Here is a 21,472-nt window from a genome sequence, read left to right as displayed (position 1 = left end):
TGTATTTTATTTTTTGATGACAAGTAGACTCGTTCCTTTCCCTTGCCAAAAAGTTTATAATAAATTTATTATTTAGATGAGAGAATAACATGGAAAAATAGAAAAAAAGGAGCAATATCTCCTCAACTGAGATAAAACTCCTTGTTCCAAAGTTTTTATATTTTTTAATCAATTTATGATTTTAATATCTCTTGTTTATACAAGAATTTATGTAAAGAATATATTTATTTATAAGAAATTAATTGTAGTAATTAACTACTAAATGGATTAATTGCCCATCTAAATGTCTTGTTGTAAAAATTACTGTCTAAACTAGAAACTGTTACTCTTCTACTTCCAGAAGAAGCATGAATAAACTGTCTATTACCCATATAGATACCTACGTGAGAAATACGACCTTTTCCAGTTGTTTCAAAAAATACCAAATCGCCTTTCGTCATATTCATTGATGAAATTCTTGGTTTAAATGTCGCTTGTGAGCTTGAAACTCTAGGCAAGCTTACATTAGCAGCTTTTTTGAATACATAACCAACGAAGCCTGAACAATCAAAAGTGTTTGGACCAGTTGCTCCCCAAACATATGGTGAACCTAATTTTGTTTGTGCAAACGAGATAATTTGATCTCTTATAGCTGTAGAAGCAGCTCCACTACTTGTCACCTCTTGTCTTGGTTTTGATACAACAGTTAAATCTATAGTTTTGTTACTATAGTGATTTTTGATTGTGCTTTCTAAATCTGCAAATGATACAGCAGATATAATTAAAGCTCCAGCTAGCATCAATATTTTTTTCATTATAACCTCCAATCTACCTTTGAACTTTGGTAAATATATTATAGCAATAATTACTTTTATTTCAATTTTATTTAACTTAATTTTTAATTAATTGAATTTTTCCTTGAAGTTTTTAACATATATTGGTATAATATAAATAAAGATATTAAAGAAATTTTTAGAAAGGAATAATTTATAATATGAAAAAGTTTATTTTAATTGGAATTGCAGCTATTTCAATAATGGCTTCTGCTGATGTGAATACGAAAAAAATACTTGAAGAATATAGAAAATCAGCTCTTCAAGAACAATCAAGAAAAGAAATTAAGGAAAGATCTAAAAAAGAATCTATCAGAAAAAATAATGTAGATTCTACTGGAGTTTCTGAAATGCCTGCTGAGGATGGGAATTCAGCAGATGCTGATGTTGTAGAAAGCGGAACACAGGCTACAGCAGATGTGATTGAAAAAGTGAATTTTTATTTAAGAAATAATCCTGAAAAACTTCAAAAACTTGAAAAACACTACAGAGCTGTTGTTGGTCAAGAATAAATTTTCTAAAAAGGGTACTTAATAATAATGAGTACCTTTTTTTGTTCAAAAAAATAAATTAATAGGTAATACTATTATTTCCCATTTAAATAGCGGGATGGTTATGAATTTCTCTACAAGGAGTCAAGTTCCCTTGTCAGCAATTAATATAAAATATTATCTTTAATTTTTTTAGACAGGATTCAGTATTAAAATAAATATTTTTAGATTAAAAAAAATAATTATAAAAATACTTGATATAATATATGTTATATGATATTATAATAATATCGCTTTAAAATTGAATTTATATACTTTTATTGTTGAAAAATTTCTTGTTATAATTTAATTTTGAGGCAATTTGATTAGTTACAATAATCATACGTTATATTTGGAAACTTTATTTAGAATAAAAAAATGAGAGGATTAAAATAATAATGAAATTAGATGATTTTTCTGAAAAAAAAAGCACAGGTAGAACAGTTTTGATCTTAATAATTATAATAATAATATTATTTGCATTTAAAAATAGAATTACAAGTTCGTTTACATTTTTAGATGGAGTGACTCAGGCGGTGAATTTTAGGTTAGTAAAAGTAAAAAGTATGTTGTACACTCAAGTTTTGAAATTGAAATCGAGAGTTAATGATATTGGTTATATCGGAGAATATGTTGAAAATAACAAAAATAGAGATTTTGAATTACAAAAAAATAAAGTTCAAAATATGGAGTTTGCATATTTGAAGGAAGAAAATGAGAAATTGCGGCAAATGCTGGAAATGCGTCAAAAAAATCCGTCTGAGTTTATAGCGGCAGACGTAGCACTTGTGGAAAACGGAAATTCATCGGAAAAAATGTATATAAATAAGGGAGCTGCCCAAGGCATAAAAATAAATTTACCAGTAATGTTTAACGGATACCTTATTGGGAAAATTTCTAAAGTAAGTGATGAATATTCGGAAGTAACGTTATTGACAAGTAAAACTTCAAAATTAAGTGTTGTACTAAATGGAACCGATCAGCAAATTTTACGTGGAAATGGGAATGGAACTTTCTCTATTCTAAATTATAACGAGGGAAAAGTTGAAAAAAATACAGTATTTAACATAGAAACTTCAGGAGTAAGTGATATTTTGCCAAGAGGAATAAAAATAGGAAGTTTTAAAATAAAAAATTTAAATGATTTTAATAAGGTTAAAGAATTAAAATTTAATCCAAATTTTAACATATTTGATGTTCAAAGTGTATTAGTTTACAAATGGAGTGTTAATGATGTGATTAATAATCAGATACAAAATCAGGTAAAGGCTGAAGAGGAACAACAAAATAAAGAGAATTCACAAATAAATTAAAGAAAGTTGTATTAAGATATACAAAATAGTATTAATATATAGATTATTTTAAAAATAAATAAAGAGGTGAGTTTAATTATGTTAAGACAATTAACAGCAACAAAAAAAGTTATATTATTATTTTTATTGGTATCGGTATTTTCATTTTCTAAGGATTTTTGGGAAAAAAGAAGCTTTACGGTAAATGTTACTGAAGATGCGACAATTAATGGGAGAAAAAGAAGTAAAAGCTATGTGATGGCATATAATTCGGGGACAATGAAGCTGACAATTACAGCACCAAGTATAAATAAAGGAGAAATTTATACTTTTAGCGGAAGTAAAAAAACAATTTATTATCCAAAATTAAAACAAACTGTTACTCAAAAAGTTGAAAAAAGTGAAGCAAGCATATTGTCTGTGTTTAATAAGTTAACAGGTATAACTTCTAAAAAAACACAAACTAAAAATGGAGATACATTTACATTTTCAAATAATTGGTTAACTTCAATAAAAAGCAGTGGAAATACTGTAAACTTTAGTGACTACAAATCTTCAAACGGATATTATTTTCCAACAAAAATTTCTGTAAAAGATGGAAGTTCACAAATAATTTATAGATTATCGAATTTTAGATAATTTAGTGTTTATAGAAATTAAGGTATAACGATAAACTTGTTCATAACTATATATTAAAAATGATAGTAAACTAGATAAAGGGGGATACCCCCTTTTCTAAACAAAAAATATTTAAGAGATGGACATATTTAAAAAACTAAAAATAAGAAAAATGTGAAATATGAAAATAATAAAAACAAACTGTATTGTTTTGAAAAAAAAAGAAATGAAAGAGGCGGATTTATTAGTTACACTTTTTAGCAAAAATTATGGGAAAATTATGGCAACTGCTTATGGAATCCGAAAATCTAAAAAAAGAAATACTGTTTCTTTAAATCCACTGAATGAAATTGAAATTACACTTTTTCAAAAAAATAATTACTATATTATAAAAGATATAGAAATTATAAAAAATTTCAAAAATATTTTGAAAAATATTGAAAAATTGGAAATATCATTGTATATACTTGATAGTATAGATAAAATTTATTATATGACTGAGGAAAATGGCAATTTTTTTGATAAATTGGTAGAAATATTAAATTTTATTGATGCTCTTCCATATATAAAAAAAGGGTATAAATATTATGTTGTGTTATCATTTTTAAGAAGAATAATGCTAGAAAATGGAATTTATGATATAAATGAGATTAGTCTGATATTAAAAAAGGATAGGAAAGAAAACATACAAAAATATAAAGAAATTTTGAAAATTTCAAAAAATAGTTCATGTATAACTGAAACTCAGGAAAAAATGGAAAATTATACAGGATTTTTAAAAAAAATAGTTATAATTTTTGAAAATTTTGTAAATAGAAATTTACAAACTGAAATAAAAATAAAGAAATTTATTATGGAGGAATTTTATGGAAACTAAAAATATCGCTGATTATATTAAAGTAAATACGATAGATCTAAATTTAGAATCAAAAAATAAAAATGCGGTAATTAAAGAGCTGTATAATAATTTAAAAAAGACAAATTTAATAAAAGATGAAGAACAGGGATTAAGTGATATTTTTTCAAGAGAAGAAATGGGATCAACTGGGATCGGAAGAAAAATTGCATTGCCACATGCTAAAACAAGTGCAGTAGATGAGCTGATAGCGACTTTTGGAATTTCAAAAAATGGGATAGCTTACGATTCATTAGATGACGAGAATGTGAATATTTTTTTTATGTTTCTATGTCCAAAAAATAAAACACAGGAGTATTTAAAAGTGTTGGCAAGAATATCAAGATTAATAAGAGAAGACAGATTTGTAGATAATCTGTTGAAGGCTGAATCAAATGAAGAAATTATTGAAATTATTCGGAATGAAGAAACAAGCAGATAATTAGAAATGAGAATAGAATAAAAATAATAAATCAGTAATTATTTTGTGAATGGTTAGTTGATAGTGAGTTTTGCTAATTGAAATAAAGAAGTGAAGAGATTCAAAAAGATAGGGGTAAAAGTTATGAGATGTCCATTTTGCGGTTATGAAAACACAAAAGTTATAGACAGTCGTTCCTATTTTGAAGGAAACTCAATTAAACGACGACGTGAGTGTGAAAAATGTGGTAAAAGATTTACAACTCATGAAAAAGTTGCTGAGCTGTCATTAATTGTAATAAAAAAAAGCGGAGAAAAGCAACCTTATTCAAGGGAAAAAGTTTATAATGGAATTGTTAGGGCATTTGAAAATCGTAATATTAATACTGAAAAAATTGAAGAAACAATAGATAAGATTGAACGTGAGATATTAACAGGATATTCAGGTGAAATAAAATCTAGTGAACTGGGAGAGAAGATACTTTCGTACTTAATAGACTTGGATGAAATTGCTTATGTCAGATTTGCTTCTGTCTATAAAAAATTTGATAGTTTGGATAGTTTTGTAAAAGAAATAGAAAAAATAAGAAAAGATAGAAAATTAAATACAGAACAAGGAATAAAAGAGAAATAAAAAATAAAAACGGGAGGAATAATGAAAAAGTTACGCTTCATAGGAAATATTATATTTTTTAGTTTGGTAGTTTATTTTGTTGGTCAAAGTGTAAACGTATTTTTGGGAAAAAGGACTATGCAAACTAGTTTAGCTAATACAGATGCAGAGATAAAAGAACTTACAAATAAAAAAAATAAGTTGCTAGATCAGGAAAAAAATTCAGATGAAGATGAAAAGACTGAAAAATTTGCAAGAAATAATTTAAATTTAAAAAAAGAAGGAGAAGAAACTTATAAAATTACAGAATAAGTTATTTTTTATTGTTAAACTTTAATTTTTTAAGTTATAGAATGATGAACAATTTTATTAATATAGAAAATTTTAAAAATAAACTTGATAATTATAAAATAGAAGATGAGAAAAATAAGTATATTTTTAGAGCAAACTCTAAATATATGATTTCGTCATCTATTTTTTTTATAATAATTGCTGCTATTGCTGGATATTCACTTTATCAGGGAATTAGCGGGATTGAAAAATTTACACCCTTAAAGATTACACTTATCGTGATTCTTTTTGGATATGTTGCTGGGGCTACATTTCTTTTGTTTAATTTTAAGATTGTAATTGAAAATAATGAAATATTTTTGAAAAAAATACAAATTAGCATGGAAAATATTGAAAGTGCAAGTGTAAAAATGATAAGGATAAATTCAAGTAAAGTGGATAAATTTTTGGAAATAATAACAAAAGATAAGAAAAAAATACAAATTAGATTGAATATAAATAATGAATTATTATTTTTAAAATTAATACAAAATCAAATTGGAGAAAAAATGAATATTTAAAGTATTCAAGAAAGGTTTGAAATATGGATATAAAAAAAATAATTTTTATAATAAACTTGCTTTTGTGTGGATTTATTTTTGCCGATGATAGTTCAGTAAAAAAGGCACTCGTTAAAGTTTATGCCGCACATCAGATGTTTAATTATGCTTCGCCATGGCAGAATGGGCAGGATTTTAATTCAACAGCAACAGGGTTTATTATAGACGGGAATAGAATTATTACAAATGCTCATGCAGTATTGAATGAAAAATTTTTGCAAGTCAGAAAAGAAGGAGATTCTAGAAAATACAAGGCAAATGTTAAATTTGTTTCGGAAGAATATGATTTGGCGTTGATTGATGTAGAAGATAAGGCATTTTTTAATGGAACGACTACATTGAAATTAGGAATATTGCCAAGGATTGAAGATAGTCTTACAGTTTATGGGTATCCGCTTGGCGGGGATAAACTTAGTACGACTAGAGGAATTGTTTCGAGAATGGAGCATAATACATATACTTTGACAAATCAGAAATTTTTGATTGGGCAGACGGATGCTGCGATTAATAGTGGAAATAGCGGAGGACCAGTTTTAAATAATGGGAAAGTTGTGGGAGTCGCTTTTGCTGGACTTACACAAGCTGATAACATTGGATATTTTATTCCTGTTAATATACTTAATAACTTTTTGGATGATATAAGAGATGGAAATTATGACGGACCTCCAAAACTAGGAATACAGTGGGCAAAATTGGAAAGTACATCGCAACGTAAAATGTTGGGATTAAAAAATGATTCAAAGGGTATCATTATAAAAAAAGTTTTTCAAAATTCACCATTTAATGGAGTTTTAAAAAGAAATGACGTATTGCTAAAATTAGATGGGAAAGATATCGAATCAGATGGGACAGTAGAATTTCGTAAAAATGAAAAGACAGATTTTAACTTTGTAAATCAAGAAAAAAAATATGGGCAAAGTTTAAGCTATGAAATTATAAGAGATAAAAAAATTGAAAAGGGTCAAATTACGTTGAAAAAGACAGATATAAAATATAGCGTTGTAAAAAGTGCAAAGTTGCAGGAAGCTCCCTCATATTATATTTATGGAGGACTGGTTTTTGAACCGCTTACAACAAATTATATCACATCAGTTTCACAAGAGCATCCAACAGATACTTTGCCTGCGATTTATGATAGAGAGGAATTATTTGAAAATTATGATGGACTTGTTATATTAGTAAGAGTTCTTCCATTTGATGTAAACTTAGGATATTCAGATTTAGAAAATAGAATTATTACAAAAGTTAATGGAGAAAAGTATAAGGACTTTAATGATTTTGTAAAAAAAGTTAGAAATACGAATAGTGAATTTATTATTTTTGAGGATGAAGAAAAAAATGAAATTGTGTTAGATGTGGCTGAAGTGAAAACTCAAAGAGAAGCATTAATGGAAAATTATAATATTTCACGTGAAATGTCAAATGACATAAAATAAAAATTTTAAGTTGAAAAATTTAAAGCAGAGGAGAATAAGAAAGTAACTATGGTAGAATTTTTTATTGCGTTTAGGCATATTATTGAAAGAAAATTTCAAAGTATATTTTCAGTACTTGGAGTAGCTATTGCAGTAACAGTTTTTATTGTTTCATTAACTGTTTCAAATGGACTGGGAAAAAATATGGTAAACTCATTATTGACGATGAGTCCGCATATTCTTGTAAAAAATAAAAAATCAAAATTTTTTGAAAATTATGATGGAACTGTAGAAAATGTAAAAAAAATTAAAGGAATAAAAGCTGTTATTCCGCAAATGAACAGCCAGTCGATATTAAAAGGCAATGGTCTAGCAAAAGGTGTATTAGTCGATGGAATTAGTCCTGAGAATGTAAAAGACGGACTTAACTTGAAAATAGTAGATGGAAATAACAATATTTCAGAGCTTAATTCAGTTTTAGTTGGTGAACAGCTGGCTACTGAAATGAATCTAAAAGTTGGAAAAGAAATAAGTCTTGTATCGGCTGAAAATAAGGAAATAAAACTTATTGTAAGAGGAATCTTTAAGACAGGATTTTTAGATTACGATTCAAATCTTGCAATTGTACCTTTGGAAACAATGCAAATTTTATCAGATCAAGGAAAAGTGGTAACAGAAATTGGAATCAAAGTTGAACATCCTGAAAAAGTTGAAGGAATATTAAGTCAAGTAAGAAATACCGTAAATCCCAAGGAATATAGTGTAATAAGCTGGAAAACAATTAATCAAAATTTATTAAAGGCATTACAATTTGAAAGGTTTGTATTAATTGCTATTTTAAGTTTACTATTGATTATTGCAAGTTTTGCTGTATCAGTAATTTTAAATATGATTGTAAGGGAAAAAATAAAGGATATTGGAATTTTAAAATCAATTGGTTATACAAATAATAATGTTCGGAAAATCTTTACAATAGAAGGTTTAATAATTGGTGTTTTTGGAATGATTTTAGCAAGCGGAATCTCGCCACTTGTTTTGATAGCTTTAAAAAGTTTGTTTAAGATGTATATGAAAGGTGGAACTTATTATTTGGAAGAATTGCCGCTGTATATTTCACAAAAGGAACTTTTGATTATTTATGGAGTAACATTTGTCGTTGTATTTCTATCAACAATTTTCCCGGCAGCAAGGGCAGCTAAACTAAAACCTGTGGAGGCATTGAAATATGAATAAAATAATAGAATTAAAAAATGTCAATAAAATTTATAAGACAAAAGTTGAAAATATCCATATTTTAAAAAATATAAATTTGGCTTTTAATAAAGGAGATTTTATTTCGATTCAAGGTAAATCTGGAAGTGGTAAGACTTCACTTTTGAATATATTAGGACTTTTAGATGAGCCGACTGATGGGGAAATTTATATTAATGGAGAAAAAATCCATTATAGGAATGAGAAGGCTAAAACAGCTATAAGAAATAAAAAAATAGGATTTGTGTTTCAGTTTCATTATCTCCTAAATGAGTTTACAGCGCTGGAAAATGTTATGATGCCTGCACTTATTAATAAAAATATGAATAAAAATGAAATAAAGAAAAAAGCAAAGGAACTGCTGGCACTTGTAGGGCTTGCAAAGCGGATAAAACATAAGCCAATGGAACTTTCAGGAGGAGAAAAGCAGCGAGTTGCAATAGCAAGGGCGATGATTAATGATCCTGATATAATACTAGCTGATGAGCCAACTGGAAATTTAGATACGGAAACAAGTAATATTATAAATAAACTGTTTATGAAGATAAATAAAGAGAGAAACCAATCAATAATAATAGTTACTCATAGTCTGGAACTAGCTAATTTAGCTACTTATAAATATAAAATTGAAAATGGTGAATTTAATATGATTCTGCCAACAATACAATTTTAATGTATTTTATATTATTTAAAATAATAGATTTAATATGCAAAAAGTTGAGACTATTTATTCAATATGTATACATAAAATTTTAAAATTTAAATAATAAATTTATTATGCAAGGGGTTAAGACCCCTTGTTTCCAAATAACAAGTATAGCTTTTATAGAGTTTAGTTTAGTGAAAAAAGATTTAGAGAATAAAAAATAATCAAAAAAGTAATAAAAAAGAAAATAATAATTTGATTTAAAGCAAAAAAAATGGTATTATTTTTATTGCAGAAGGAAATATTATTCGCTATATCATTTTAACGAATATTAACAAGAAATATCTGATTTTTACAAGTGGAGCAGTTTTTGCTGCAGTTAATAGGTAATATAAAAATGAGGCTAAAGTTCTTTGTTAAATGTTCAAGTATAGTGAAAAAATTGTAGGATAGTAGGAAAGAGAGGAAAAATTTATGAAAAAATTGTTGATTTTGGCAAGCACTTTGATGCTTATGGTTTTGAGTTGCGGGAATTCTGGAAGTGAGAGTAAGAGTAGCGGAAATGCTGGGACAGGCTCTAAGAAGTATAGAATTGGAATTACGCAGATTGTATCACATCCAGCACTTGATAGTGCGAGAGAAGGATTTAAAGCTGCATTTAAGGAAGCGGGTATTAATGCTGAATTTGATGAAAAAAATGCAAATGGAGAAACAACTAATTCAAATTTGATTGCTAATAATTTTGTCAGTTCAAAGGAAGATTTGATATTTGCGATTGCGACAAATGCGGCTCAATCGGCTTCACAAGCTACGAATGATATACCTGTGGTGTTTGCGGCAATTACAGATCCACAGTCTGCAGGGATTTTGAAGAATAATGTAACTGGTGTAAGTGATAGAATGGATGTAAAGCAGCAGCTTGAATTATTGAAAAAAATAGCTCCAAATACAAAAAATGTTGGTGTAATTTATAATTCATCAGAACAAAATTCAAAAATCCAAGTGGAAGATTTGAAAAAGGCTGCAAAGGAATTGGGATTGAATATTGTTGAAAAAAGTGTTGTACAAGCAAATGAAATACCTCAAGCAGTGGATAATTTAGTGAGAGAAGCAGATGCTATTTATTTGCCGACAGATAATCTTGTGGCTTCAGTTGTGAGTTTGATTACAGAAAAGGCAACTGCAGCTAAAAAAATAGTATTTGGTGCGGAAGCGGCTCACGTTAAAGGCGGAGCATTGATTACACAAGGTGTAAGTTATTATGAAATTGGAAAAGAAGCTGGTAAAATGGCGATTGAGATTTTGAAAAATGGTAAAAAGCCAAGCGAAATTAAATTTAAGACAATGCCTCTTAGTGAAATTGAAGTAAATGAAAAGACACTTGCGGCACTTGGAATTTCATTGCCTGAAGATGTGAAGTCTAAAGCTAAAATGATTCAATAAAATTAAAAAATATAATCATAAATTTAATAATTTATTCAAATTTTAAATTATAATGGCAAGGGGTTTTGAATTCTTGTCGAAAAAAGATTATCAAAATGCATTTTTGTAAAAGTGTAACTAAAGAAATGTAATTTGGAGAGAAAGGAAATAGAATGAAAAAAATACTGTTAATAATGATGAGCATGTTAATGTTGGCATGTGGAAACAGCAATGATACTGTTAATGGGAAAAAGGATTCAAAGGATTCTGAAAATAAGCAGGTTTATAAAATCGGGATAACTCAATTTATGGAACATCCATCGCTTAACTTGGCAAAGGAAGGATTCAAGGCTGCATTTAAGGAAGCAGGTATTAATGCTGAATTTGATGAAAAAAATGCAAATGGAGAAGTAACGAATGCAAATTTAATTGCTACAAATTATAAGGCAGATAAAAAAGATCTTGTATTTGGTATTGCTACGCCATCAGCACAAGCATTAGTAAATAATATTTCAGACATTCCAGTACTATTTTCAGCTGTAACTGATCCTGCAAGTGCAAAACTTTTAAATTCAAATGTTACAGGGACAAGTGATAAATTGGAAAACGTTGCAGCTCAACTTGACTTGCTGTTAAAAATAAAGCCTGGAGTTAAAAAAATTGGAGTTTTATATAATCCATCAGAACAAAATTCGGTAGTTCAAGTTCAAGAGATTCAAAAAATTGCTAAACAAAAAAATATAGAAGTTGTATTGCAAGGGATAAATAATTTTGGTGAACTGGCACAAGCTACTAAAAATCTATTAGGATCAACTGATGCATTGTATTTGCCAACAGATAATCTTGTAGTGTCTGGAATGAATTTGATTGCTTCAGAAGCTGTTAATGCAAAAAAACCTGTAGTTGTAAGTGAAAATTCTTCAGTAAAAGAAGGAGCGTTGTTTACAATGGGATTAGATTATTATGCACTTGGAAAACGTACTGGAGAAATGGCAATTGAAATTCTTAAAGGAAAACCTGTTTCTCAAATTCCTTTTGAAACTTCAAAACAAATGAAACTTTATGTAAATAGTAAAACAGCACAAGCATTGGGATTGGATGTAAAAAATCCTGCATTTAATGGAGCTGAGTTTGTAGGAAAATAAAATAAATACTGTTTAGCAAAAATTCCTAAAGAACTTATAATGAACCACTATTTATAGGGATAATAAAAAAGTTGCTAAATAGATTTAATAAATTTTTAGAGAAAGAGAGAAAAAGGTAGATGAATGAGTTATTAGTATTTTTACAGAGTCTTCCTGAGGCTTTTAAAACAGGATTTATATATTCAATAATGGTAATGGGAGTTTATTTAACTTATAAAATACTGGATTTTCCTGATATGTCAGTAGACGGAACGTTTCCGCTCGGTGGGTTTGTATTTGCTTCATTTGCACTTTCCAAAAATGGATTTTTTGGAATAACAAATCCTGTCATGGGATTAATTCTTGTTGTTATTTGTGGAATGGTTGCGGGATATGTGACTGGAGCATTACATGTTTATTTAAAAATTAATGGACTTCTTTCGGGTATTTTGGTAATGACAGGGCTGTATAGTATAAATTCCAGAATTGTTGGGATGCCGAATGTGTTTATTTCGCCAGACAGAAGTATATATGAAATAGTTTCATATAAAAAGGATTTTATACCCTTTGTAATTGCATTTTTAATTTTACTTATATTAAAAGGGCTCTATGACTATAAAATTAAAGAAAATAAATATATGATTAGAACACTTTCTGTCTATATAATTTTTACAATTGCATTGATAATTTATGTAGTAAAAACACAAGATGTAAAACTCATGCTTACAGTATTGATTGCATTTATTATAAAAATGGTAATTGATTATATTCTTACTTCTAAATTTGGATTTGCACTAAGGGCATTGGGAAATAATGAGCAGCTTGTAGTGAGTCTTGGGGTAAATGAAAAAAGATTGAAAATATTTGGACTAATGCTTGCAAATGGAGTTGTCGCATTGTCTGGGGCGTTATTTGCACAAAATATTAAAGTTGCGGATTTACAGTCGGGAGTTGGAACGATTGTTATTGGTCTTGCGGCTATAATTCTTGGACTTGGAGTATTAAAAAAATCTCGTGTAATAAATGAAGTTTCAATTGTTACGATAGGATCGCTTATGTATTACTTTATAATAAACTTGGCATTAATGTCAAATAGCTGGACAAGAAGTATTTATGAAAGTCTTCACTTTAGTGATAATGTTATAAAGATACTCGAAGTTAAGCCGACAGATGTTAAATTAATAACAGCGGTAATTTTGGCTGCAATTTTGTGGAATGAACTTATTAATAAATCTAAAAAAGGTAAGAAAAAGGTAAAATTAATTGAGAAGGGAGAAGCATAATAATGATAGAATTAAAAAATTTATATAAAACTTTCTTCTCTGAATTAGGAACAGAAAAGCAGGTATTTAAAGGATTAAACTTTACAATAAATGATGGGGATTTTATAACGATTATCGGAAGTAATGGTGCAGGAAAATCTACTCTTTTAAATGTATTAAACGGGCAAATTATCCCAGATGGCGGAAACGTGATTTTAAATGGAAATGATATAACAAATGTCGTTCAGCACAAAAGAGCAAAATGGATTTCACAAGTTTACCAAAACCCAACAATGGGAACAGCTCCCTCGATGACAGTGCTGGAAAATTTGTCAATGGCTAAAAATAAAGGTAAACGGTTCAATTTTACATTTGGACTGGATGTAAAGAATATAGAATTTTACAAAAAGCAGTTGGCAAGTTTAGGATTAGGACTAGAAAATCAGCTATTTACACAAGTAGGACTTCTATCAGGTGGTCAACGGCAATGTCTGTCATTAATAATGGCAACTTTAAACCGTCCAGATATATTACTGCTAGATGAACATACAGCGGCACTTGATCCTCAAACTTCTAAAATAATTCTTGAAAAAACAAAGGAAATTATTGAAAAGAATAACATAACAAGCCTAATGATAACACATAATATGCAAGATGCCATAACTTATGGAAATAGATTAATCATGCTTCATGCAGGAGAAGTGATTTTTGATATAAAAGGTGAAGAAAAGAAAAAATTGACAGTAGAAAAACTGCTTGAAATGTTTAGAACAAAAGATGCAAAACTGTCTGATAAGGATATATTTTAAAATAAGTGTTGGTTTATTTTGAAAATTTTTAGAAATTTGTTTAAATATGTTTATTATAGGAGGCTTTAATCTATTTTATTAAACATATTTATTTATCATAAAATATATTATAAAAAATTGAGGATGTCTCATAAATTAAAAATAATTTTACTACTATAAATAAATATTATATATTTTTAAAAATTAAAAAATATGATTTTTTTAGTTTTATAAAAATAATAAATATATATAATCTGGTAGTTTTAATACTAAATCCATTTAAAAAATAGAAATCATGTTTTATATTATTTGATAACAAGGGATCAAGACCCCTTGCAAAGAAATTATGACTGGTCTGCGGTTTAATGGAAAATAGTATAATATCTTAATGGGACAGCCTTTTTTTATTATTTAATATTAGTGAGATTAAGTGCAATAAAAATATAAAAATACTAAAAAAATTATAGTAAAGTGGGAAAAAGTATTTGCACTTTTAAAATGATATGGTATAATATTATCAGTGAGGTATAAAAAGTGATTAATTTTTTTTTATTTAAAGGAAATAAAATAATTTTTGTTATAATTTTGCTACTTTTCAGCCAAATGATATTCCCTATAACTTTTAAATACAATACGGGAGAAAATTTAGTAATAAAAAAAAAAGAGGAAGATGCGAGAGAAAAACAAATAAAATTGCTATTTGAGGCTATCCGAAAGCATAATAATAAATATGTGCAGTTTTATCTTGCAACGGAAAAAAATATTAGAACTCGTAAAATGTTGACAGATAAATATATAAATAGGTCTGCAGGAGTATACGGAGTAAACTTAAGTGAATCATCATTAATTGAGGGAGATGGCAGATTAGTTGATATAAATTCTAAGAGTCAGGATGGATATACGCCGATTGTTGTTGCTATTGAAGCAAAAAATCATGAAATCTTAAAGCTCTTGATTGAAAATGGAGCAAATTTATATGAAAGACATCCAATTTTTAATAGAACAACTGTCGGAACAGCTGCGTATTATGAAAATGAAGAAGCAGTGGAAATGCTTTTAAAAAAAGATCCTAAACTTGCAAATATTGGAAGTACGGTAGACGGATGGACTCCACTTGAAGATGCAACATTAAAAGCAAATGTAAAAATTGTGAAAATACTGTTACAGTATGGAGCTAATCCAACAATTACTGACAAGCATGGCGGGACTCCAATGGATATGGCGGTAAAATTTGGAAAAGGGGAAATCGTTAAAATATTGAGAGATCATATAAAAGCTAACCGAAGTAAGTATCATTAAAATTAAATATTATTAGCTTATCGGAAGCTATTTTAAATTTACTTAAAAAAATTTTATATATAAGGAGAAAAAAATGAAAAGAATGACAGGAATTGGTGCTTCTGAAGGAGTATCTATAGGTAAAGTATTACTTTTTATAACAGAGGAAATTGTTGTACCGGAAACTAAGGATGAAAATTCAACAATTGAAGCTGAACTTGCAAAATTGGAAAATGGATTAAAAAAATCTAAAACTCAGTTAATCGCAATTAGAGAAAAAGTAAAAGAGAAAATGGGTGAAGATAAAGCAGCAATTTTTGATGGTCATATTATGCTTCTTGAAGATGATGATTTGATTACGGAAGTTGAAGATAAAATTAAAGAAGATGGACTTCCAGCTGCAAAAGCATTGCATGATGGAATTAATGAATATTGTGATATGATTTCACAATTGGATGATCCATATTTAAGAGAAAGAGCTGCTGATTTGAAAGATATAGGTAAAAGATGGCTTAAAAATTTACTAGGTATGAAAATTCATGACTTAAGTAACTTGGAATCTGGAACAATTGTTGTAACTGAAGATTTGACTCCATCTGATACAGCTCAATTGGATTTAGAAAACTGTATTGGGTTTATTACAGAAGTTGGAGGAAAAACAGCTCACTCAGCAATTATGGCAAGATCACTTGAATTACCAGCAGTAGTTGGAGTAAAAGGGATTCTGAAAGAAGTTAAAGATGGAGAAATTGTTGTTATGGATGGAGAAACAGGAGAACTATACCTAGAACCATCTGATGAACTGGTTAATGAATATGTTAAAAAACAAGAAGCATTAAAAAAAGAAAAAGAAGAATTAAGAAAATTAATTCATGAAGATGCAATTACTCTTGATGGAAGAAAAGTTGATATTTGGGGAAATATTGGAAGTCCTAATGACGTTGATGCTGTAATTGAATCTGGAGCAACTGGAATTGGATTATACAGAACAGAATTCCTATTTATGAATTCTGATCACTTCCCAACTGAAGAAGAACAATATCAAGCATATAGAGTAGTTGCTGAAAAAATGCAAGGAAAGCCTGTAACAATAAGAACAATGGATATTGGTGGAGATAAGGAATTACCATATTTAGACTTGCCAAAAGAATTAAATCCATTCTTAGGATACAGAGCAATTAGAATCTCATTGGAAAACAAAGATATGTTCAAAACTCAGTTAAGAGCTATCTTGAGAGCATCTCAATATGGACAAATTAAAATTATGTATCCAATGATAAGTTCAATTAATGAAATCAGAAAAGCAAATGCCATTTTGGAAGAATGTAAGAAAGAACTTGATGAAATCGGAAAAATTTACGATAGAAACATAAAAGTTGGAATAATGGTTGAAACTCCTTCAACAGCTATTATTGCTTATAAATTTGCAAAAGAAGTTGACTTTTTCTCAATTGGAACAAATGACTTGACTCAATATTTCTTAGCAGTAGACAGAGGAAATGAAATGGTTTCAAATTTATATAATTCATTTAACCCTGCTGTATTGGAAGCAATTCAAAAGGTAATTGATGCTGCACATGGAGCTCATATAAGTGTAAGTATGTGCGGAGAATTTGCAGGAGATAAGAGAGCAACTAAATTACTTTTAGGAATGGGGCTTGATTCATTCAGTATGAGTGCTTCATCTGGTTTAACTGTTAAAAAAATAATTAGAAATAGTAGTTACGCTGATGCACAAAAATTTAGAGATTTAATTTTGCAACAAGATACACCTGAAGGTGTTATAGAAAAATTAGTTTAATAGATAAAAAAAGGCTAGTGATACATTTATTAGCCTTTTTTGTCTTTATAATTTTATTTGTTTTTTTAAATAAAAATTATTAATGTTATTTTTTATTAATAAATTTTTATAATTTTTTGTTAAGAAGTAAAACTTATTGTCATCAAATAAATTAAATAATACAATGAAGGAGTGAAAAATATTATGAAAGAAAAAAAAGTTGCAGTATTTTTAGCAAATGGATTTGAAGAAATTGAGGCAATAACACCTGTTGATTTGCTTCAAAGAGCTGGAATTGATGTGGATACGGTTTCAATTACAGATGATAATCTTGTGGAAAGCGCAAGAAAAGTGAGAATACTAGTTGATAAAGTTATTGGAGAAATTGAGTTTTCAGACTATGATATGCTTGTAATGCCTGGTGGACCAGGAACGGAAAATTATTTTAAATCACAGCTTCTTTTGGATAATATTTTGAAATTTTCAAAAGATACTGAAAATAAAAGAGTTGCTGCTATTTGTGCTGCTCCAACAGTGTTATCGAACCTTGGAATTTTGGAAGGAAAAAATGCGGTGTGCTTCCCAGCTTGTGAAGATGATTTGTTAAAGGGGAAGGCATTATTGAAAAATGAAAGAGCTGTTGTGGATGGGAACATTATAACTAGTAGAAGTGCTGGGACTGCAATGGATTTTTCACTTGTGATTATTAACGAACTTTTAGGGAAAGAAGCGGCTGAAAGAATTGCAAAGGAAATTGTGCTTTAAAATAAAAAATAAAAAATTTAAAAAGTTATATGGAAAAAATAAGAAAAGTATGATAAAATGTTTCAGTAATTGTAAAAGAAATAAAATGCTTTGATAATTAACTAGATTACAAATTGCTAATTTAATTGCAATGTACAAAATTTGAAATTTTAAAAATATTAGGAGGGAGGAGTATATGGAATATCATAAGCCTGTGCTGTTTGACGAAGTAATGGACAATATAATAACAGATAGGGATGCAGTTTATGTTGATTGTACGCTTGGCGGCGGTGGGCATACACAAGGTATTCTAGAAAATTCTTCTGAAAATTCAAATGTTATTGCAATTGATCAAGATATGCAGGCTATTGAATTTGCTAAAACAAGACTAGAAAAATTTGGAAATAAACTTCAGATATTTCAGGATAATTTTAAAAATATTGATACGGCTGTTTATCTTGGAGGGTTTGAAAAAGTAGATCGAATACTGATGGATATAGGAGTTTCCTCAAATCAGCTGGATAACGCTAAAAGAGGTTTTTCATACAGATTCGAGGCAAGATTGGATATGCGGATGGATAGCAATTTAAAAATAAGTGCTTATGAAGTTGTCAATGAATTTTCTGAAAAAGAGATTGCTGATATTATTTACAAATATGGTGAAGAGCCAAAATCTCGACGAATTGCAAAAAAAATTGTAGAATATAGGAAAAATAAGCCTATTGAAACTACGACAGAACTTGTAGATATTGTTATAAAGTCAATAGGGAAAAGTATGAAACGGCATCCTGCTAAAAGAACGTTTCAGGCAATTAGAATTTTTGTAAATAAAGAACTTGAAGTCTTGAGTGAAACGTTGGATAAGGCAGTTAAATTACTTAATAAAAATGGCAGACTTTTGGTAATTACTTTTCATTCTTTGGAAGATAGGATTGTAAAAGAAAAATTTCGTAAATATGAAGATCCTTGTACTTGTCCAAAGGATATACCAATTTGTGTATGTAATAAAAAAAGTTTAGGAAAGATAATTACAAGAAAGCCGATAATTGCTAAGACATTAGAATTAGAAGAAAATAACAGGGCACATTCGGCAAAATTGAGAATTTTTGAAAGGAGTGAATAAAGGAGTATGAATGGTGTATCTAAAAATAAAAAAATGCATATGGAAATATTAAATGTTCCAAAAATTACAAATACAGCAAGATCACATGAAGAATCAAAAAGAAAAAAAATAGTAGCTCCTACAGAAGTTAAAAGAAAACTTTCCAGAACTGCAGGACTAGACAAAAAACTTATAAAGACCGTTATGTTTTATGTTATGATTGTAACAGCGGTAGCATTATTAAGATCTTTTGCAGGATATGATGTGGTAAGTTTAGGTAGAAAAATACAAAAAAAAGAAATTGAATTAAAGGAATTAAAAAAAGAAGTTGAAAGATTAGATAATAAATTTATCAATAGTGACGATTTGAAAAGTCAAGAACAGAAAGCAAAAGAAAAAGGTTTTTCTATTCCAAATAACCCAACATATATAGATTTACAAAAATAATAATTAAGAAAATATAACATAATAAATCGTGTTATATTTTTTTAATTACAGATTTGATGTAATCTAAGCATGAATAAAAATTTTAAAAATAGTGGGAAAGGTAATTATGATAAAAAAAATAAATACGAAAAGCGGGAAAACAATTTCTTATGTGTATAATTTAAAAGATGAAGATTATAGAATTGTGTCTGAAAGATTGGAGATGGATGAGGAAAAAATAAAAAATGTAATTGATGAAGAAATTTTTACTCCAAGGATCTCAAAATCAGACTGGGAAATTTATAAATTGTATTATCCGACTGTGAAGAAACCTGTGATAGATAAAGAGGTTACATCTTACGAAATTAATCCAATTGTAATTTGTATGAGAGAGAATAAGATTGTCATTTTAGATGATGATTATTATGAAGATTTTTATGATTTTGTTGAGGAATATGCTGAGTTAAGAGATGAGATTCTTGAAGAAAATCGTTTTTTTCTAAATATGCTTCATAAAGTTTCTCAAAGTTTGTATAAATATGTACGAATTTTAATTGGAGAACACGACAAGATTGAAACGGTTTTGAGGGAGCAGCAAAGTAATGAGAAACTGATTTCACTTTCGGAAGTGGAGCAAGGTTTTTATGTTTACAATATTGCAATGAGAAACTTGGATTATGTTGTTGAGAATTTGAAAGAAGATGAGCAATTTCAGCAATTTGAGGAATACATGACGAGAATTTTACAAGAAATAAATTTTACACTTGATTTGTCGTCTTCGTATTGTGAAATTTGTAAAACAACACGGGAAACATACTCTTCATACATTGGCAATAATATGAATATCACAATGAAAGTTTTAGCTGCAGCGACAATATTAATTACAGTTCCAAATATGATTTTTGGCTTTTATGGAATGAATGTGAAATTACCGCTTCAGGATACAGGATTTTGGGCATTAGTAATAATTTTTATAATAATGACAGTATTAATGATAGTTTTGTGGAAATATTTGAAAAAGAAAGTTTTGTAAAATATAAATGTAGTATAAAACAAAAAAATTTTCCCGCAATATTAAGATTTGTATTTAATTAGTGAAAAAATCTATAATGAAAATTTATTGTAAGATTAAATAAATGTTGAAAAAATAAGCTGCACCTAAAATTTTGGATATAAACAAGATTAGAGGTGCAGTCAAAAGAATAATATTTAGTTTAAATCAAGAATAGTCTATTTAAAAAACTGTACATTTAAACTAATAACATATTTTCAAGAAATATTTTAAATTAAATCAAAACAAATAACTTTATCAATCAAAGTATTCTTTTAAGAAAAAGTTTAAATAAGTTTATAATTGTGCTGTTGGATAAAGTGTGATTTCATTCATACTTACTTCTTCAGGCAAGTCAATCGCAAATTTTACAGCTTCGGCAACTATTATAGGATCTGCTCCAATTGTGTCGTAAAGAAATTCAATTCTTTCCTTGATTGCTTTGTTTGTGATACGTGTTGCAAGTTCAGTTTTAAATGCTCCTAAATATAATGTTGTTGTACGGACATTCATTTTTTCATTGGCACTTTCTTTTCTAAGCACTTCCATTAGAGCTTTTACACCATGTTTTGTGGCACAGTAAACTCCTGCTCCAAGATATGTATTTAATCCAGCAACAGAAGATGTGCTAATAACGTGTCCAGATTTTTGTTTTATAAAATGAGGAAGTACAGCTTCTATGCCGTTTAGGACACCTTTTAAATTTACATCAATCATCTCGTCCCATTCGCTATTCTTTAGTTCAGACAATGGTGCATTTGGCATTAATCCTGCATTATTGAAAATAACATCTATTTTTCCATATTTAGAAATTGTAAAATCAACCAATGCTTTTACTTCCTCTCTTTTTGACACATCTGTCACTTTGTAAGTGGCTTCTCCTCCTTTTTCCTTTATTTCAGCAACAACTTGCTGTAATTTTTCCTTATCTCTTGCAGCAAGTACGACTTTTGCTCCACTTTCCCCTAATAATTTTGCAGTAGCTTTTCCAATTCCTGAAGAAGCTCCTGTAACGATAACGACTTTGTTTTTAACAGCCATTTTAAATCATCTCCTTTGAGTAATTAATTTTTCTTACAAACTTATTATAACATATCTTTTTAAAAAGTCAAT

Annotated in this window: 23 protein-coding genes; 21 read left to right on the top strand and 2 right to left on the bottom strand. The window is 28.4% G+C overall.

The window, feature by feature from the left end:
* Positions 1-251 precede the first annotated feature (251 nt).
* A complete protein-coding gene (locus F1564_RS06730) occupies positions 252-794 on the bottom strand; it encodes a C40 family peptidase (protein ID WP_018449663.1) in 543 nt (180 codons plus the stop codon).
* A gap of 179 nt (positions 795-973) precedes the next feature.
* Between F1564_RS06730 and F1564_RS06725 the strand changes: the two genes are divergently transcribed.
* The 21 genes from F1564_RS06725 (at position 974) to F1564_RS06625 (ending at position 20,341) form a co-directional block, all read left to right on the top strand.
* Positions 974-1,324, top strand: coding sequence for a hypothetical protein (locus F1564_RS06725; protein ID WP_018449664.1), 351 nt, complete (start codon positions 974-976; stop codon positions 1,322-1,324).
* A 416-nt stretch (positions 1,325-1,740) separates the two neighbouring features.
* Positions 1,741-2,655 (top strand): rod shape-determining protein MreC, encoded by a 915-nt coding sequence (mreC, locus tag F1564_RS06720; RefSeq protein WP_018449665.1) that lies wholly within the window; start codon positions 1,741-1,743, stop codon positions 2,653-2,655.
* A 78-nt stretch (positions 2,656-2,733) separates the two neighbouring features.
* A complete protein-coding gene (locus F1564_RS06715) occupies positions 2,734-3,273 on the top strand; it encodes a hypothetical protein (protein ID WP_018449666.1) in 540 nt (179 codons plus the stop codon).
* A gap of 160 nt (positions 3,274-3,433) precedes the next feature.
* Positions 3,434-4,129 (top strand): DNA repair protein RecO, encoded by a 696-nt coding sequence (gene recO / locus F1564_RS06710; RefSeq protein ID WP_018449667.1) that lies wholly within the window; start codon positions 3,434-3,436, stop codon positions 4,127-4,129.
* On the top strand, positions 4,119-4,589 hold the full coding sequence (locus F1564_RS06705; RefSeq protein ID WP_018449668.1) for a PTS sugar transporter subunit IIA: 471 nt from the start codon (positions 4,119-4,121) through the stop codon (positions 4,587-4,589). The genes recO and F1564_RS06705 overlap by 11 nt, the downstream gene beginning before the upstream one ends.
* A 123-nt stretch (positions 4,590-4,712) precedes the next feature.
* Complete coding sequence (gene nrdR, locus F1564_RS06700) at positions 4,713-5,201, top strand: transcriptional regulator NrdR (RefSeq protein ID WP_018449669.1); 489 nt, start codon at positions 4,713-4,715, stop codon at positions 5,199-5,201.
* A 21-nt stretch (positions 5,202-5,222) separates the two neighbouring features.
* Positions 5,223-5,492, top strand: a complete 270-nt coding sequence (locus F1564_RS06695) for an FtsB family cell division protein (RefSeq protein ID WP_018449670.1) — start codon at positions 5,223-5,225, stop codon at positions 5,490-5,492.
* Between the two features lie 41 nt (positions 5,493-5,533).
* Positions 5,534-6,031 carry a hypothetical protein gene (locus F1564_RS06690; RefSeq protein WP_232053358.1) on the top strand — a complete coding sequence of 166 codons (498 nt, stop codon included), beginning with the start codon at positions 5,534-5,536 and terminating at the stop codon, positions 6,029-6,031.
* 23 nt (positions 6,032-6,054) lie between these two features.
* Positions 6,055-7,506, top strand: coding sequence for a S1C family serine protease (locus F1564_RS06685; RefSeq protein ID WP_018449672.1), 1,452 nt, complete (start codon positions 6,055-6,057; stop codon positions 7,504-7,506).
* A 48-nt stretch (positions 7,507-7,554) separates the two neighbouring features.
* On the top strand, positions 7,555-8,718 hold the full coding sequence (locus tag F1564_RS06680; protein WP_018449673.1) for an ABC transporter permease: 1,164 nt from the start codon (positions 7,555-7,557) through the stop codon (positions 8,716-8,718).
* Positions 8,711-9,409, top strand: coding sequence for an ABC transporter ATP-binding protein (locus tag F1564_RS06675; protein WP_018449674.1), 699 nt, complete (start codon positions 8,711-8,713; stop codon positions 9,407-9,409). The genes F1564_RS06680 and F1564_RS06675 overlap by 8 nt, the downstream gene beginning before the upstream one ends.
* Before the next feature lie 447 nt (positions 9,410-9,856).
* Positions 9,857-10,825 carry an ABC transporter substrate-binding protein gene (locus F1564_RS06670; protein WP_018449675.1) on the top strand — a complete coding sequence of 323 codons (969 nt, stop codon included), beginning with the start codon at positions 9,857-9,859 and terminating at the stop codon, positions 10,823-10,825.
* Between the two features lie 152 nt (positions 10,826-10,977).
* The gene (locus F1564_RS06665) at positions 10,978-11,949 is read left to right on the top strand and encodes an ABC transporter substrate-binding protein (protein ID WP_018449676.1); all 972 of its coding nucleotides are present in this window, start codon (positions 10,978-10,980) and stop codon (positions 11,947-11,949) included.
* Between the two features lie 119 nt (positions 11,950-12,068).
* Positions 12,069-13,211, top strand: a complete 1,143-nt coding sequence (locus F1564_RS06660) for an ABC transporter permease (protein WP_018449677.1) — start codon at positions 12,069-12,071, stop codon at positions 13,209-13,211.
* Positions 13,212-13,213: 2 nt separating this feature from the next.
* Positions 13,214-13,999 carry an ABC transporter ATP-binding protein gene (locus tag F1564_RS06655; RefSeq protein ID WP_018449678.1) on the top strand — a complete coding sequence of 262 codons (786 nt, stop codon included), beginning with the start codon at positions 13,214-13,216 and terminating at the stop codon, positions 13,997-13,999.
* A 513-nt stretch (positions 14,000-14,512) separates the two neighbouring features.
* Positions 14,513-15,277, top strand: coding sequence for an ankyrin repeat domain-containing protein (locus F1564_RS06650; RefSeq protein WP_018449679.1), 765 nt, complete (start codon positions 14,513-14,515; stop codon positions 15,275-15,277).
* Between the two features lie 73 nt (positions 15,278-15,350).
* Positions 15,351-17,057, top strand: coding sequence for a phosphoenolpyruvate--protein phosphotransferase (gene ptsP / locus F1564_RS06645; RefSeq protein WP_018449680.1), 1,707 nt, complete (start codon positions 15,351-15,353; stop codon positions 17,055-17,057).
* Between the two features lie 183 nt (positions 17,058-17,240).
* Entirely contained in the window at positions 17,241-17,801 is a 561-nt protein-coding gene (locus F1564_RS06640; protein WP_018449681.1) for a DJ-1 family glyoxalase III, read from the top strand.
* A gap of 175 nt (positions 17,802-17,976) precedes the next feature.
* Entirely contained in the window at positions 17,977-18,903 is a 927-nt protein-coding gene (gene rsmH / locus F1564_RS06635; RefSeq protein WP_018449682.1) for a 16S rRNA (cytosine(1402)-N(4))-methyltransferase RsmH, read from the top strand.
* A gap of 6 nt (positions 18,904-18,909) precedes the next feature.
* Positions 18,910-19,329 carry a hypothetical protein gene (locus F1564_RS06630; RefSeq protein WP_018449683.1) on the top strand — a complete coding sequence of 140 codons (420 nt, stop codon included), beginning with the start codon at positions 18,910-18,912 and terminating at the stop codon, positions 19,327-19,329.
* Positions 19,330-19,435: 106 nt separating this feature from the next.
* Positions 19,436-20,341 carry a CorA family divalent cation transporter gene (locus F1564_RS06625; RefSeq protein ID WP_018449684.1) on the top strand — a complete coding sequence of 302 codons (906 nt, stop codon included), beginning with the start codon at positions 19,436-19,438 and terminating at the stop codon, positions 20,339-20,341.
* 315 nt (positions 20,342-20,656) lie between these two features.
* Here F1564_RS06625 and F1564_RS06620 read toward each other — a convergent pair whose 3' ends face one another.
* Positions 20,657-21,400 carry an SDR family oxidoreductase gene (locus F1564_RS06620; RefSeq protein ID WP_018449685.1) on the bottom strand — a complete coding sequence of 248 codons (744 nt, stop codon included), beginning with the start codon at positions 21,398-21,400 and terminating at the stop codon, positions 20,657-20,659.
* Positions 21,401-21,472 lie beyond the last annotated feature (72 nt).

Source organism: Leptotrichia shahii (genome assembly GCF_008327825.1).
In the GTDB taxonomy this organism is placed as follows: Bacteria; Fusobacteriota; Fusobacteriia; order Fusobacteriales; family Leptotrichiaceae; genus Leptotrichia; species Leptotrichia shahii.
This window is presented reverse-complemented; position numbering and strand designations above follow the sequence as displayed.